Annotated in this window: 16 protein-coding genes; 9 read left to right on the top strand and 7 right to left on the bottom strand. The window is 66.8% G+C overall.

Annotated features, from left to right (window positions below):
• The first annotated feature begins 51 nt into the window (after positions 1-51).
• Entirely contained in the window at positions 52-1,395 is a 1,344-nt protein-coding gene (locus LL236_RS01700; protein ID WP_228177057.1) for a DNA recombination protein RmuC, read from the top strand.
• On the opposite strand, the gene LL236_RS01695 is transcribed toward LL236_RS01700, so the two are convergent.
• From LL236_RS01695 to LL236_RS01680, 4 genes are all read right to left on the bottom strand, one after another.
• Positions 1,376-1,600, bottom strand: coding sequence for a UDP-N-acetylmuramyl pentapeptide phosphotransferase (locus LL236_RS01695; RefSeq protein WP_228177056.1), 225 nt, complete (start codon positions 1,598-1,600; stop codon positions 1,376-1,378). The two genes, LL236_RS01700 and LL236_RS01695, sit on opposite strands and share 20 nt — an antisense overlap.
• 118 nt (positions 1,601-1,718) lie before the next feature.
• The gene (gene glpX / locus LL236_RS01690) at positions 1,719-2,708 is read right to left on the bottom strand and encodes a class II fructose-bisphosphatase (protein WP_228177055.1); all 990 of its coding nucleotides are present in this window, start codon (positions 2,706-2,708) and stop codon (positions 1,719-1,721) included.
• Between the two features lie 99 nt (positions 2,709-2,807).
• A complete protein-coding gene (locus LL236_RS01685; RefSeq protein ID WP_228177054.1) occupies positions 2,808-3,161 on the bottom strand; it encodes a hypothetical protein in 354 nt (117 codons plus the stop codon).
• A gap of 74 nt (positions 3,162-3,235) precedes the next feature.
• Positions 3,236-3,565: a DUF7882 family protein gene (locus tag LL236_RS01680; protein ID WP_228177184.1), complete on the bottom strand. Its 330-nt coding sequence runs from the start codon at positions 3,563-3,565 to the stop codon at positions 3,236-3,238.
• A gap of 186 nt (positions 3,566-3,751) precedes the next feature.
• Between LL236_RS01680 and fbaA the strand changes: the two genes are divergently transcribed.
• Entirely contained in the window at positions 3,752-4,783 is a 1,032-nt protein-coding gene (gene fbaA, locus LL236_RS01675) for a class II fructose-bisphosphate aldolase (protein WP_228177053.1), read from the top strand.
• A gap of 44 nt (positions 4,784-4,827) precedes the next feature.
• Here fbaA and LL236_RS01670 read toward each other — a convergent pair whose 3' ends face one another.
• Both LL236_RS01670 and LL236_RS01665 read right to left on the bottom strand, forming a co-directional pair.
• Entirely contained in the window at positions 4,828-5,382 is a 555-nt protein-coding gene (locus tag LL236_RS01670; protein ID WP_228177052.1) for a DUF6264 family protein, read from the bottom strand.
• A complete protein-coding gene (locus LL236_RS01665) occupies positions 5,379-6,398 on the bottom strand; it encodes a 4-hydroxy-3-methylbut-2-enyl diphosphate reductase (protein ID WP_374197993.1) in 1,020 nt (339 codons plus the stop codon). The genes LL236_RS01670 and LL236_RS01665 overlap by 4 nt, the downstream gene beginning before the upstream one ends.
• Positions 6,399-6,480: 82 nt before the next feature.
• On the opposite strand from LL236_RS01665, the gene xseA reads away from it, so the two are divergent.
• From xseA to LL236_RS01630, 7 genes are read left to right on the top strand one after another with little or no spacing between them, the layout of a single operon-like run.
• Complete coding sequence (gene xseA, locus LL236_RS01660) at positions 6,481-7,776, top strand: exodeoxyribonuclease VII large subunit (protein WP_228177050.1); 1,296 nt, start codon at positions 6,481-6,483, stop codon at positions 7,774-7,776.
• Positions 7,777-7,786: 10 nt separating this feature from the next.
• Positions 7,787-8,035: an exodeoxyribonuclease VII small subunit gene (locus tag LL236_RS01655; protein ID WP_228177049.1), complete on the top strand. Its 249-nt coding sequence runs from the start codon at positions 7,787-7,789 to the stop codon at positions 8,033-8,035.
• The gene (locus LL236_RS01650; protein ID WP_228177048.1) at positions 8,035-8,679 is read left to right on the top strand and encodes a DUF4245 family protein; all 645 of its coding nucleotides are present in this window, start codon (positions 8,035-8,037) and stop codon (positions 8,677-8,679) included. Before LL236_RS01655 ends, LL236_RS01650 begins: the two co-directional genes overlap by 1 nt.
• On the top strand, positions 8,676-9,311 hold the full coding sequence (locus tag LL236_RS01645) for a carbonic anhydrase (RefSeq protein ID WP_374197989.1): 636 nt from the start codon (positions 8,676-8,678) through the stop codon (positions 9,309-9,311). Before LL236_RS01650 ends, LL236_RS01645 begins: the two co-directional genes overlap by 4 nt.
• Positions 9,312-9,359: 48 nt before the next feature.
• Positions 9,360-10,754, top strand: coding sequence for a class II fumarate hydratase (locus tag LL236_RS01640; RefSeq protein ID WP_228177047.1), 1,395 nt, complete (start codon positions 9,360-9,362; stop codon positions 10,752-10,754).
• A gap of 46 nt (positions 10,755-10,800) precedes the next feature.
• The gene (locus tag LL236_RS01635; protein ID WP_228177046.1) at positions 10,801-11,898 is read left to right on the top strand and encodes a sensor histidine kinase; all 1,098 of its coding nucleotides are present in this window, start codon (positions 10,801-10,803) and stop codon (positions 11,896-11,898) included.
• Entirely contained in the window at positions 11,895-12,551 is a 657-nt protein-coding gene (locus LL236_RS01630; RefSeq protein ID WP_228177045.1) for a response regulator transcription factor, read from the top strand. The genes LL236_RS01635 and LL236_RS01630 overlap by 4 nt, the downstream gene beginning before the upstream one ends.
• Positions 12,552-12,763: 212 nt before the next feature.
• Here LL236_RS01630 and LL236_RS01625 read toward each other — a convergent pair whose 3' ends face one another.
• Positions 12,764-14,128 carry a PhoH family protein gene (locus LL236_RS01625; RefSeq protein WP_374197988.1) on the bottom strand — a complete coding sequence of 455 codons (1,365 nt, stop codon included), beginning with the start codon at positions 14,126-14,128 and terminating at the stop codon, positions 12,764-12,766.
• Positions 14,129-14,191: the final 63 nt, after the last annotated feature.

Below are 14,191 nucleotides of genomic sequence, written 5' to 3'. Positions count from 1 at the left end.
GTCGCGGCGCGGTGAGCGGGCGATGTCGGTGGCCCGCGGCATCCTGACGACATGGACGCATTACTGGTGTCGGGAATCATCCTCGGGAGCCTCGTGGCAGGCCTCATCGCGGGCTGGGCGTTCGGTGCGGCGGGGGCGCGGGCGCGATCGATGTCTCAGCTGGCAGGCGTGCGCGAGCAGCTTGCCGCAACCACCGCCGCACACGAGGCGACCCTCGCGCAGCTCGCCCAGCAGAAGGAGTGGTACCGCGACCTCGTCGCCCAGACCCGCTCTGATCAGGCAGCTCGCGAGGAACGCGAGAGACGCGAGCAATCGGTGCTCCGCGCCCTCGAGCCGGTGCGCGAGACGCTGCAGTCGATGCAGATGACGGTCGCCGAACTCGAGCGCGAACGGCAGAACCAGTACGGCACGATCGCCGAGCAGCTGCGGCGAGCGCAGCAGTCCGACGAGGCCCTGCGTGCCACGACCGAGAGCCTCGCCAGCGCCCTCCGCTCCGGCAGCACGCGCGGCGTGTGGGGCGAGACGCAGCTGCGCCGGGTCGTCGAGGCTGCCGGGCTCACGCGGCATGTCGATTTCGACATCCAGTCGACGATCGAGACGGATGCCGGAGCCGGCCGCCCCGACATGATCATTCGCCTGCCCGGAGACAAGGCCATCGCCGTCGACGCCAAGGTGCCCCTTGACGCGTATCTGGAGGCGGCAGCAGTCCCCGAGACCGCAGTCGGCGCCGAAGCCGCATCCCGCCGTGCTCTCATGGACAAGCACGTGAAGGCCATACGCGCGCACGTCGACGCCCTCGCCAAAAAGACGTACTGGGCCGGCTTGACGTCGAGCCCCGAGTTCGTGATCTGCTTCGTGCCGAGCGAGTCACTTCTGTCGACGGCACTCGATGCCGACCCCACGCTGCTGGATTACGCCTTCGGACGACGCGTCGCGCTAGCGTCACCGGTCAATCTGTGGGCGGTGCTCAAGACCGTCGCCTACACCTGGACGCAGCAGGACGTCACCGCGGATGCCCGGCGCCTGTTCGATCTCGGCAATGAACTGTTCACGCGGCTCGGCGGCCTCGCATCGCACGCCAACGACCTGCGCCGGTCGATCGAACGGACCGTCGAGTCCTTCAACCGCTTCGCGGGAACTCTCGAGTCTCGGGTGCTCGTGACGGCAAGGAAGTTCCCCGGGATCGATGACACGAAGCTGGATGCCGTCACCGGCCCGGCCGCGATCGAGTCGGCTCCCCGGCACCTGACGGCGATCGAACTTCTGGAACCCGGGTCAGAACACGACGGAAGTCGAGCTTCGGGGATCACCGATAACGAGCCGTCAACTCGCATAACGGCAGATCTCGGTGAGGTCAGGGGGCGCGTTCAGGCGCCTACGCACCGCCGGGAATGAGGCTCAGCAGGGCGACAACCGTTCCCGACACCAAAATGAACGCTCCGATCGACCACCACACCGACGGTTGATGCCCTTCGGGGCGACGCACCCGAAAGAAGACGTCAGGTCGGCGTGCCGGATCGCTGGCGTCCGCGATCACGGCCTGAGCACCGGTGTGCGGGCCCGTTCGGGGATTGCGGTCTTCGCTCGGCGGTGTCGACATGGCGTCACTCCTCGCTTCCGTTCGGACTCCTCTGATTCTGCCAGAGGCCCGCGCGGAGGCGGCCGCACCGCGCCCGAGAGCAGCGCCAGCCCATCAGGCCGACGAGGAAGTCACCTGCTCACAGCCACTTCGATACGAGGTGCTCGGACGAAATCCGACGCAGGGTCCCCGAAGCTCCGCGAAGAACGACACTCTCCGTGTAGACGTACCCGCCCTCACGCCGAACCCCGGCAACGAGCTCGCCGTTGGTCACTCCGGTAGCAACGAAGATCGTGTTGTTGCCCTGGACCATGTCGTCGGCCTCATAGATGTGCCCGTCGACCTTCAGGCCCGCGTCGGTGGCGCGCTGCGCCTCGTCGTCATTGCGGGGCCAGAGCCGTCCCTGGATGTGTCCGCCGAGGGCCTTGATCGCGCATGCCGTAACGATCCCCTCGGGGCTGCCTCCGATACCCACGCACATGTCGGTTCGCGCGTTGTGACGGGCCGCGTTGATTCCCCCCGCGACGTCACCGTCGCTCATGAGGCGTGTGCCGGCCCCGGCCTCCCGGATCTGTGCGATGAGCTTGTCGTGTCGCGGCCGGTTGAGGACCGAGACGACGATCTCATCCACCGGTTTGCCGAGCGCCTTTGCCAACAGCCGGATGTTTTCGCCGATCGGGAGGCGGATGTCGACCACGCCGACACCGGCGGGCCCGGTCACCAGCTTGTCCATGTAGAACACCGACGAGGCGTCGAGCATCGTGCCGTGATCTGAAACGGCAAGGACGGAGAGCGCGTTATTGCGGCCCTCGGCCGTCAGCGATGTGCCGTCGATCGGGTCGACCGCGACGTCGCACTTCGGCCCGCGACCGTTGCCGACACTCTCACCGTTGAAGAGCATGGGGGCGTCATCCTTTTCGCCCTCGCCGATGACGATGGTGCCGTCGAAACTCACTGTCGTGAGGAACGCGCGCATGGCGTCGACCGCTGCCCCATCGGCAGCCTCTTTGGCACCGCGGCCGATGAAAGGCACCGACCGGATCGCCGCAGCCTCGGTCGCACGGACCAGCTCGAGCGCCAGGTTCCGGTCGGGATGCAACGGGCTCATGTCTGCGGTCAGGCTCACCATGCTCTCACCCTAGCCACAGCCGCGCCCGCGACCGTGGGGTTACGTCATCGGGTTCGGGGTAAGAATTGCGGTTCTTGCCAGGCCCGAAAGCGCGGTGTCTCAGACGCCGCTGTGTCCGCTCGATGCCCCGGCGGCCCACTCGAGCGCGATGACCACGACAAGTCCGATGACCGCGGAAATTCCCATTGCAGCCATCAGCCACGCCAACGTCATGCTCTTTGCGCGCGCCGACTGGATGAAGATGGCGCTCAGGATCATCGCGAGGTAACCGGCGACGAGGAGTGAGAGCGCCATGCCCGCCGATGCGAACTGCAGCGGCATGAGAAAGGCGAAGATGGTGCCCGCAACGATCAGCAGGATGCCGCCGGCGATCAACCACCGTTTCTCACCACCCTGACGCATAGCGGGCTGGTTGCGCATACTGGTCGGATCGTACTCAGTCGGATCAGTCATCGTCCGGACGGTAGGGCCTCATGTTCCGGCGAGCACTCCCCTTGACAGATCCTGCGCACCGCCGCTGCACGCGGCTACGGTCGCGCCACGGGCGCCGTCGTTGCATCGAAGTGTTGCGAGACGAGCAGTATCCCCCCGGATGAGTTCGCCGAGTTGGCGAGGTCCTCGATCCATTCGCGGCTCAACTGCGGCGATTCCGGCTCATCGAAGACGAAACGGAGTGGTATCGACGGATGCAGCCACAGGGTGGTGCGGCCGGGTTCCTGGTCCTCTGGGTGCTGCCACGACACCGTGAAACTCTCGCCGCGGCGCAGCTTCGTGGCGATCACCACTTTGAGATGCGCAAGCGCGAGGTCATCGATGTAGATCGGGGTCGCCGATCCTCCGTAGTAAACAGTTCCCATGTGCGCAACCATACGTGCACAGCCGTCGATAAAGGCCGACATGGCAGAACCTTCATGTTCGGGTTGCACGTTAGCCGCTGCGCCGGTCAATCTCACGGCTCGCTGTCTCGGTGAGCGCGAGCCCGCTTCGCTAGAGTGACGGTGAACCCCCACCGAGGTGAATCCCCACCGACAAGGAGCGCACTCATGCCCGTCGCAACCCCCGACCAGTACGCCGAGATGCTCGACCGCGCCAAGGCGGGCGGGTTTGCCTACCCGGCTATCAACGTCTCGAGCTCGCAGTCGATCAACGCGGTACTACAGGGTCTCGCGGAGGCAGGTTCCGACGGCATCCTGCAGGTGACGACGGGTGGCGCTGATTACTTCGCCGGTCACACCGTCAAGGCTCGCGCGACCGGAGCGCTTGCGATGGCGAAGTTCGCGACCGAGGTCGCCAAGAACTACCCGATCACCGTCGCGCTGCACACCGACCACTGCCCCAAGCCCGCGCTCGAAGACTTCGTGCTCCCGCTGCTTGCGGCATCCGAGGAGCAGGTCAAGGCCGGCGGCGAGCCGATCTTCCAGTCCCACATGTGGGATGGCTCGGCAGTCCCGCTCGGCGAGAACATCGAGATCGCCAAGGAGCTGCTGCCCCGGCTGAAGAACATCAACGCGATCCTCGAGGTCGAGATCGGTGTCGTCGGCGGCGAAGAGGACGGCGTCAAGCACGAGGGCACAAACGACGCGCTCTACACCACGACCGGCGATGTCACGCAGGTCGTGGAGGCCCTGGGTCTTGGTGACCAGGGCCGGTGGATCGCCGCGCTCACCTTCGGCAACGTTCACGGGGTCTACAAGCCCGGCAACGTCAAGCTCAAGCCCGAACTGCTCGGCGAGATCCAGGAGGGGATCGCAGCCAAGTTCGGCACCGGCGCCAAGCCCCTCGATCTCGTCTTCCACGGCGGCAGCGGTTCGACCGAGGAAGAGATCGCGCTGGCTGTCGCGAACGGTGTGATCAAGATGAACATCGACACCGACACCCAGTACGCGTTCACGCGCTCCGTCGCGGGCTTCATGTTCAGCAACTACGACGGCGTCCTGAAGGTCGATGGCGAGGTCGGCAACAAGAAGGCGTACGACCCCCGCGCGTGGGGCAAGGTCGCGGAGTCCGCGATGGCGGCACGTGTGGTCGAAGCCACGCAGCAGCTCGGTTCCGCGGGCAAGTCGCTCGGCGCCTGAGACACAACGGCACGCACTCAGTCAGCCGACCCGCGTGCCTGATCTCAAGAGATCGAGGTCAGGTACGCGGCGAAGGCGGGGTCTGACATCAGCGGGACGATCGCGAGCGCGCCGACGACCACATGAGTCACGACGGCGCCGACCAGCGGCACCCACCACGCGATCTTACCGGCCATGGTCCGCCGCACCGAGAACCATGCGGTGATGAGGTATCCGATGATCAGGGCGACCGCAGCTGCAGCACCCCACGTCTGTCCGCCGCCCAGGTTCGTGAACTCGCCGGGGATCCCCATCACCTCGAAGACCGTTGCGGCGTACTGCGAGAAATCCACGAGCGCGAGAGCAGCGACAGCGACGTTGACCAACGCGTAGGCGAGCAGGGCGAAGGTGACGATGCGGTCGATTGCCTTCGATCGTGCAGGGTCGACGGCACTGCGGGGCGTGCCGTCGTTGCCCACGGATGCCGACGCCGCGGCATCCGTCACCGACTCGCCGGTCTCGAGAGCCCATGTCGCGTCGGGCTTCTGGATGCGCGCCCGCTGCTCTTCCGGCGTCGCATAGACGCCGTACTTCGGCTCGGGCCGGTCTTCGTCGCTCATGCGCGCACGCGCCCGCCCCGGTGTTCGCTTGTGCTCTGCCGCAGTTCCTTGGGAAGCGAGAACATCAGGTCCTCCTCGGCTGTGCGCACCTCTTCGACGTCGCGATAGCCGGCCGCCGCAAGGTCCTCGAGCACCTGCTGAACCAGCACCTCGGGGACTGAGGCGCCACTGGTGACACCGACGCTGGCAACGCCATCGAGCCATTCCTGCCGAATCTCGTCAGCGTAATCGACGCGATACGCAGCCTTCGCGCCGTACTCGAGCGCGACCTCGACGAGCCGCACGCTGTTGGACGAGTTGGCCGAGCCGACGACGATCACCAGGTCAGCACCTTGGGCGACCTTCTTGATGGCTACCTGGCGGTTCTGGGTCGCGTAGCAGATGTCGTCGGAGGGCGGATCCTGCAGCTCGGGGAACCGCTCGCGCAACCGCCTGACGGTTTCCATCGTTTCGTCCACCGAGAGCGTCGTCTGCGAGAGCCAGACCACGCGGGACGGATCCCGCACCTGAACGGTGTCGGCCTCTTCGGGCGAGTTGACGATCGTGATGTGCTCCGGCGCCTCACCCGCCGTGCCCTCGACCTCTTCGTGACCGAGGTGACCGATCAAGAGGATCTCGAACTCGTCGCGGGCAAAGCGCACTGCTTCGCGGTGAACCTTCGTCACCAGTGGGCAGGTCGCATCGATTGCCTGGAGCTGCCGATCGGCTGCCGACTGCACGACAGCCGGTGACACACCGTGCGCGCTGAAGACGACGTGCGCGCCCTCGGGAACTTCGTCGACCTCGTCGACGAAGATCGCGCCCTTCTGCTCCAGCTCGGTCACGACGTGGATGTTGTGAACGATCTGCTTGCGGACGTAGACGGGGGCACCGAATCGCTCGAGCGCCTTCTCGACCGCGATGACGGCTCGATCGACCCCCGCGCAGTATCCCCGGGGCGCAGCGAGCAGCACCCGCTTGGGTCGGTCGACCGGGATATCCTGGAGGCGCTCACGGCGCCGCGGAACGCGGGGCATGGGCATGTGTACCGCGGGAGTGCTCATCGGTCCGATTCTACGGGGGCGTCCTGAGCGCGGGCCGGGCGAGCCGAAAGGGATCATGACGACGTTTCAGCCCGAACCCGTCCCGGGGCAGGCCCCACCCCCTGATTCGGTCCACCCTCGGGACTCGAACGCTCACTCGCCGACCTCGGTGGCCCGCCTCGGCGACACGATCCGCGGCTTCGTCGAAACGTGGGGTTCCGTGTGGGTCGAGGGAGAGATCACGTCGTGGAACCTTCGCGGCGGCAACGTTTTCGGGCGGATGAAGGACCTGACAACTGACGCGACGATCTCGATCAGGATCTGGTCGAGCACGCGCCAACGCCTCCCCGCCGACCTCGCCGTCGGCGATCGCGTCGTCGCGTGCGTCAAGGCCGACTACTTCACACGAACCGGCGACTTCAGCTTCGCCGTTTCGGCGATGCGGCACGTGGGGCTCGGCGACCAGTTGGAGCGGCTCGAGCGGCTCCGGGTCCAGCTGCGTGGCGAAGGACTGTTCGACCCCTCGCGCAAGAAGCCGCTCCCCTTCCTCCCGCACCTCATCGGCCTGATCACGGGCGAGAACTCGGATGCCGAGAAGGATGTGCATCGCAACGCCGAACTGCGCTGGCCGCGCGTGCGGTTTCGCACGCGGTACGCGGCGGTGCAGGGGGATCGCTGCGTGCCCGAGACGATCGCGGCGCTGAAGACCCTGGACGCCGACCCCGAGGTGGATGTGATCATCATCGCTCGCGGCGGGGGTGACCCGCAGACGCTGCTGGGGTTCAGTGACGAGCGCCTCGTTCGTGCGGTCGCCGCGGCATCCACCCCCGTGGTCAGCGCGATCGGGCACGAGAACGACCATCCGATCCTCGACGACGTGGCAGATCTTCGAGCATCCACGCCGACGGATGCCGCCAAGCGCGTGGTCCCCGACGTCGCCGAGCAGCGGGCGCTCGTGTCCCAGTTGCGCAGCCGCGCCCGGACCCGGGTGACACAGCGGCTGGCTCATGACATCACGCAGCTCGAGCAGCTGCGCTCACGCCCCGTGCTGCGCAATCCCGAGAACGCCGTGGCCCAGCGAGCGCAGCACATCGAGCTTCTCGTGGCGCGAGGGCGGGACCACGCCGAGCGTGCCGTGGCGGCGCAGGCCGGGAAGACCGCGGAGTTGCGAGCAGCGGTGCGAGCCCTCTCCCCCGCCTCGACTCTTGCCCGCGGCTACGCCATCGCGCACGTCGCGGGTGGGGTCATCGTGCGAGATGCCGAGCAGGCGCCCGCCGGTACCGACGTCACCGTCACAGTGGGGCGTGGCTCGTTCGGGGCCCGTTCTGCAGGCGAGGTCGAGGAGAGCAGCACCCCCGACGTGCCGCTCTAGGATGGAGATCATGACCGCCGCCAACCCGCATGCACCGGGGGATGTCGACGACCTGTCGTTCGAACAGGCTCGCGACGAGCTGGTTCGGGTCGTCGCAGCGCTGGAGCAGGGCGCACCGACCCTCGAGGAGTCGCTGCGACTGTGGGAGCGCGGCGAAGCACTCGCAGCGCGATGTGAGCAATGGCTCGTCGGCGCGAAGGAGCGGCTGGATGCTGCGCGCGCGGCGTCGACGTCGTCCCCGAGCGGAGACGAGTCATGATGGCTCAGCGCGACCGGATCGTCGCCGAGCTCGGGCGTCCCGAAACGCCCGAGGAGACGGCGGCCCGGAAGGCCGAGTCTTCCCGCGTGTATCGGTCGAGCCAGACGTTTCGCAATCTGGTTGCCGCCCTGGTGATCACGCTCGGAATCGTTGCGATCGTCATCTTCGCGGTCCCGAGAGGCGAACCACCAGCCTCGGAGCCGATCGACGTCGCCGCCGTCGCCGAGGAGGTCTCACTCACCCTCGACGGCTCGACCGTGATCGTTCCTGTCGTTCCCGAGACCTGGCTCGTGACCTCAGCCGCCGTCGCGGGAGACGACCCGCGCACGTGGACGGTGCTGTATGTCCCGGCTGAGGACGCCGGATTCGTGCGGGTTTCCCAGGGCTTCAGCGCAGACGCAACGTGGCCGACTCGCGAGCTCTCGGGGGCAGATTCGGCGGGAACCATCGTCATCGATGGTGTCGAATGGACCGAGTACGACATCCCCGACCCGGCTCGCGCGGGCAACATCTCAGCGGCCCTCAGCACGACAGCCGGAGCGGACACGATCCTCATCTACGGCGCGACGGATGCCGCCACCCTGCGCGTGGTCGCTGAGGGGCTCGCAGATCAGATCATCGCTGCCCGAGAGGGGATCTCATGATGCAGACCGCGACTCCCGCCGAGGTCTGGGGAGACATGCGCGACGGCAATGCACGGTTCGTGTCGGGCGAGCCCTCACACCCTCGGCAGGATGTCGAGCGTCGTCACGAGCTGGCCGGAGGTCAACGCCCCCGTGCCGCGCTCTTCGGCTGTGCCGACTCGCGCCTCGCGGCGGAGATCATCTTCGACCAGGGCCTCGGCGACCTGTTCGTCGTGCGAAACGCTGGACAGGTCATCTCCGACTCTGTTGTGGGCAGCCTCGAATACGCCGTCGCGGTGCTCGAAGTCCCCCTCATCGTCGTGCTCGGACATGACGAATGCGGCGCCGTAGCCGCGGCTATCGAGTCAACGACCGTGGATGCCCCCTCCCTTCCCCCGCACATCTGGCGCCAGATCGCGCCCATCGTCCCGGCGGTCAGACGCGTCATCCGCTCTTCCGACGGCGGACCGGTGGACGCCGAAGAGGTAGGCCGAGAGCACCTGCGCGACACCGTCGCCGAGCTCCTCCACTCCTCCGAACTCATCAGCGATGCCGTCGCCGCCGGAACCCTCGCGATCGTCGGAGCGAACTATCGGCTGTCGGAGGGCACGGCGATCCCCGATGTCATCGTGGGCGCCGCCGAGAACCCCTGATCACTGCGGGCAGCTGCCCGAGCACACCTGAAGCGAAGGAACGAGGACGTGACTGACATCGAGTACCGCATCGAACACGACACGATGGGCGAGGTGCGGGTGCCCAAGAACGCACTGTACGCCGCGCAAACCCAGCGGGCCGTTGAGAACTTCCCGATCTCGGGTGATGCCCTCGACCCCGCGCAGATCGTGGCGCTGGCGCGCATCAAGAAGGCTGCGGCGCTGGCCAACCGGGACCTCGGCACCCTCGACGCCCAGATCGCAGAGGCCATTGCCGCGGCGGCCGACGAGATCATCGGCGGGGCGCACGCCGACCAGTTCCCGATCGATGTGTACCAGACCGGCAGCGGCACCTCGTCGAACATGAACATGAACGAGGTGCTCGCCACCATCGCGACGCACAGCCTCGGCCAGACGGTGCACCCGAACGACCACGTCAACGCGTCCCAGTCCTCGAACGACGTCTTTCCGACGTCGGTGCACGTCGCGGTCACCCAGGAACTGATCGACGACCTCATCCCGGCGCTCGACCACCTGGCGGTAGCGCTCGAAGAGAAGGCTGAGCTCTGGAAGAGCGTCGTGAAGTCCGGCAGGACCCACCTCATGGACGCCACCCCCGTCACCCTCGGCCAGGAGTTCGGCGGCTACGCCCGCCAGATCCGCCTCGGCATCGAGCGTGTTCAGGCTGTCATCCCCCACGTGGCCGAGGTCCCCCTGGGCGGTACCGCCGTCGGGACCGGAATCAACACTCCGCTCGGTTTCCCCCAGAAGGTCCTCGAGATCTTGGTCGCTGAGACCGAGCTGCCGATCACCGAGGCCAAGGACCACTTCGAGGCTCAGGCAAACCGCGATGCGCTCGTTGAGGCATCCGGTGCTCTGCGGACGATCGCGGTCTCTCTCACGAAGATCAACAACGACCTGCGGTGGATGGGGTCGGGCCCCAACACGGGTCTTGCCGAACTACGGATCCCGGACCTTCAGCCGGGCTCGTCGATCATGCCCGGCAAGGTGAACCCCGTTGTTCCCGAGGCGACCCTGATGGTGTGCGCGCGCATCATCGGCAATGACGCGACCATCGCCTGGGCAGGCGCCTCCGGCGCGTTCGAACTGAACGTCGCGATTCCGGTCATGGGGACCGCTCTGCTCGAATCGATCCGGCTGCTCTCGAACACGGTTCGAGTCCTTGCAGACAAGACGATCGTGGGACTGGAAGCCAACGTCGAGCGCGCCTCGGCCTTCGCCGGCATGTCGCCGTCGATCGTGACGCCCCTGAACAAGCTGATCGGCTACGAAGCCGCGGCCAAGATCGCCAAGCACGCAGTCGCCGAAGGGATCACGATTCGCGAAGCCGTCGTTGCGCTGGGCTACATCGAGCGCGGTGAGCTGACTCCCCAGCAGCTCGATGAGAAGCTCGACCTGCTGTCAATGACCCACCCGGGCTGAGCTGCCGCGGATGCGCCGGACCGGCGCGCCGGGCGATAATCACCCCATGACACGGTCCCAGCGGCCGCGATCGGCGCGGCGTCGCATCGTCACGGGGGTGGCACTGGCGTGCGCCGTGGCCCTCGCCCTCGTCGGCGGCGTGACATTCACGGCGCAGGCGACTGCGCTCTGGAGTGCCGGCGCGCCGCTGGATCCCCTGCTGATGCCGATGACCGTCTTCGGCGTTGCATCCGTCGTCACCATTGTTCTCGTGGTGCTCGTCGGATGGTTCGTCGCCGGCGCGGCGCTTCGATCGATAGCGGAGGTCCGAGAAGCAGCCGAAAGTATGACGCTCGCGGATCTGAGCCGCCGCCTGCCGTCCGGCGGCGGCGAGGGCATCGCCGACCTGTCGCAGAGCGTCAACTCCATGCTCGACCGCCTCGAAGGTTCGGTCGACTCGCAGCGACAGCTGCTGGACGATGTGCGGCACGAACTCAAGACACCGATCACCATCGTGCGCGGACATCTCGAGATCATGGATGCGTCGGATCGGGCCGACGTCGATGCCACCCGGGCGATCGGAATCGCCGAGCTCGACCGACTCACACGACTGGTCGAAGACATCGATCTGCTGGCAGCAGCGGAGACCGACACCTACGCGTCCGACGAGATCGATCTCGCCGCTCTCACTGCTCGGATGGCAGACATGGTGGCTGTCATCCCGGGACACGACTGGCACGTCACCGACCGGGCGACGGGCCGGATGCTCGGCGACGGAGACCGCCTGCTTCAGGCGTGGTTGCAGCTGGCAGACAATGCTTCGAAGTACTCCCCTGACGCGAGTCCGATCGATGTCGGCAGCGCGGTGGACCCTGTCGAGGTCCGCCTCTGGGTGCGTGACCACGGTCCCGGCGTACCGCCGGCGATGCGCCATCGCATCTTCCGCCGATTCGACCGAGCGGGACGACGCCGAAGTGTGGGAGGCTCGGGGTTGGGATTGGCGATCGTCGACGCCATCGCGAAAGGCCATGGTGGCCGATGCGAGGTGACCGATACCCCCGGGGGCGGGGCAACGTTCACCATCCACGTGCCGCACACCAGCGGTGCGTCCTACCCGGCGCCGGTACGCGCCGATGACGTGATCCATCAGGGGGGAAAGCGGTGACGAGGATCCTCATCGCAGAAGACGAGCCGCAGATCTCGGCGTTCGTGGAACGTGGCCTGCGCGCCGCAGGCTATGAGACGGTGATCGTCGACGACGGGCCGCCGGCTCTCGAGCTCCTTCGGGGCGGAGCGATCGACCTCGCGCTCCTCGACATCGGTCTGCCGACACTGGACGGGCTCGAGGTCCTTCGTCAGATTCGTCGTGAAGGCCGCACGGTGCCCATCATCATGCTGACTGCCCGCACCAGCACTCGGGATACCGTCGAAGGGCTGGAATCCGGGGCGAGCGACTACATCCGAAAGCCGTTCACCTTCGAGGAACTCCTCGCGCGTGTGCGCTCACGGCTGCGGGAGGTACCAGCCGACGCGGGGACGACGATCGTCCACGGTGAGGTCTCACTCGATCTGTTGTCACGGCGCGCGCTGGTCGGGGGGCGGGAGGTTGAACTGTCGGCCCGGGAGTTCGCTCTTGCTGAGCAGTTTCTGCGCAGCCCGGGAATGGTGCTCTCCCGCGAACAGCTTCTGAGCCGGGTCTGGGAGATGGACTTCGATCCCGGGTCGAACGTCGTCGACGTGTACGTGCGCTACCTCCGAGGCAAGCTCGGCGCGCATCACATCGCCACCGTACGCGGAGCCGGCTACCGCTGGGAGTGACCAGGGCATGAGAGTGCCCCCGGCGTCTGGGGTGTCGCCGGGGGCAGGGCCGGTTATTGGGGGGTCACCGACCGGAGGGTCTCGCGATCTGGGGGGCTCGCGGAACCCGTTGCACCAATGGTGACAGACGCCGGGTCCCCGATGACCCACCTCTCGATGAGACTCTTCTCATGGTTGCGTGAGGGTTCGCTCACAGCGCGATCCTTCCCGCCTCAGGACAGCTCTCCCGATTCCAGGAGGTCGGTGACCAGGGCCGCGATAGCGGACCGTTCCGACCGCACGAGGGTGACATGCCCGAACAGGGCCTGACCCTTGAGCGTCTCGATCACCGAGGCGACACCGTCGTGGCGACCCACCCGAAGGTTGTCTCGCTGGCCGACATCGTGGGTGAGGACGACTCGGGAGTTCTGGCCGATGCGGCTGAGCACCGTGAGCAGCACGTTGCGCTCGAGCGACTGGGCCTCGTCGACGATCACGAAGGCGTCGTGCAAGGAGCGACCGCGGATGTGCGTCAGGGGAAGGACCTCCAGGAGCCCCCGTTCGACGACCTCGTCGAGGACATTGCCAGAGACGACCGACCCGAGCGTGTCGAACACCGCCTGGCCCCAGGGGTTCATCTTCTCGGTCTGATCGCCGGGCAGGTACCCGAGTTCCTGGCCGCCGACCGCGAACAGGGGACGGAAAACGATGATCTTGCGCTGCTGCTGCCGCTCGAGCACTGCCTCGAGCGCCGCGCACAGGGCAAGAGCCGACTTCCCCGTGCCAGCCCGGCCGCCAAGGGACACGATGCCGACCTCGGGATCGAGAAGAAGGTCGATCGCCACGCGCTGCTCAGCCGAGCGGCCGTGCAGTCCGAACACATCGCGGTCGCCACGCACGAGTCGGTAACCACCGTCGCCGGTGACACGGCCAAGGCCCGAGCCCCGCTCGGAGTGAATGATCAGGCCGGTGTTGACCGGCAGCCCCGTCACCTGGTCGCTGGCGCCGACTTCGCTTTCGTACAGATCGCTGAGCTCGTCCCCGGAGATGTCGATCGTCGCGATGCCGGTCCAGCCGGAGTCGACAGCCTGCTCGGCAAGGTACTCCTCGGCCGAAATGCCGAGCGACGCCGCCTTGACCCGCATCGGCAGGTCCTTGGAGACGACGGTGACCTCCTGACCATCGGATGCCAGGTTCATGGCCACGGCAAGGATGCGGCTGTCGTTGTCTCCCAGTCGCATACCCGAAGGCAACGCGTCAGGGTTGGTGTTGTTCAACTCGACCCGCAGCGTTCCGCCGGCGCCGACCGGGACCGGGAAGTCGAGTCGTCCGTGCTCGACGCGCAACTCATCGAGGTGGCGTAGCGCCTGCCGTGCGAAGTATCCGATCTCTGGATCGTGCCGTTTGCCTTCGAGTTCGGTGATGACCACCACCGGGACCACGACGTTGTGCTCGGCGAATCGGAAGAACGCGCGCGGATCGCTCAGCAGCACCGATGTGTCGAGCACGTAGGTGCGCAGCGTCTGATCCTGCTCGGCATCTTCGATCCGGTCGTCCTGGTGAACCCGGTCCTGTGCCTGTGCTGCCCGTGTGGTCACAACCCACTCCCGCCCCGGGTGGTAATTCCCGGTACCCAGCGAGTCGACCAGGGGTCACGAGTC

Source organism: Microbacterium schleiferi (assembly GCF_020781975.1).
GTDB lineage: Bacteria > Actinomycetota > Actinomycetes > Actinomycetales > Microbacteriaceae > Microbacterium.
This window is presented reverse-complemented; position numbering and strand designations above follow the sequence as displayed.

Bases quoted from the DNA above. Each gene is read 5' to 3' on its own strand.
- LL236_RS01680 (WP_228177184.1), bottom strand. From the start codon at position 3,565: ATGGGAACTGTTTACTACGGAGGATCGGCGACCCCGATCTACATCGAT.
- xseA (WP_228177050.1), top strand. From the start codon at position 6,481: ATGACGACGTTTCAGCCCGAACCCGTCCCGGGGCAGGCCCCACCCCCT.
- LL236_RS01695 (WP_228177056.1), bottom strand. From the start codon at position 1,600: ATGTCGACACCGCCGAGCGAAGACCGCAATCCCCGAACGGGCCCGCAC.
- LL236_RS01645 (WP_374197989.1), top strand. From the start codon at position 8,676: ATGATGCAGACCGCGACTCCCGCCGAGGTCTGGGGAGACATGCGCGAC.
- LL236_RS01670 (WP_228177052.1), bottom strand. From the start codon at position 5,382: ATGAGCGACGAAGACCGGCCCGAGCCGAAGTACGGCGTCTATGCGACG.
- LL236_RS01700 (WP_228177057.1), top strand. From the start codon at position 52: ATGGACGCATTACTGGTGTCGGGAATCATCCTCGGGAGCCTCGTGGCA.
- LL236_RS01635 (WP_228177046.1), top strand. From the start codon at position 10,801: ATGACACGGTCCCAGCGGCCGCGATCGGCGCGGCGTCGCATCGTCACG.
- LL236_RS01665 (WP_374197993.1), bottom strand. From the start codon at position 6,398: ATGCCCCGCGTTCCGCGGCGCCGTGAGCGCCTCCAGGATATCCCGGTC.
- fbaA (WP_228177053.1), top strand. From the start codon at position 3,752: ATGCCCGTCGCAACCCCCGACCAGTACGCCGAGATGCTCGACCGCGCC.
- glpX (WP_228177055.1), bottom strand. From the start codon at position 2,708: ATGGTGAGCCTGACCGCAGACATGAGCCCGTTGCATCCCGACCGGAAC.
- LL236_RS01655 (WP_228177049.1), top strand. From the start codon at position 7,787: ATGACCGCCGCCAACCCGCATGCACCGGGGGATGTCGACGACCTGTCG.
- LL236_RS01685 (WP_228177054.1), bottom strand. From the start codon at position 3,161: ATGACTGATCCGACTGAGTACGATCCGACCAGTATGCGCAACCAGCCC.
- LL236_RS01650 (WP_228177048.1), top strand. From the start codon at position 8,035: ATGGCTCAGCGCGACCGGATCGTCGCCGAGCTCGGGCGTCCCGAAACG.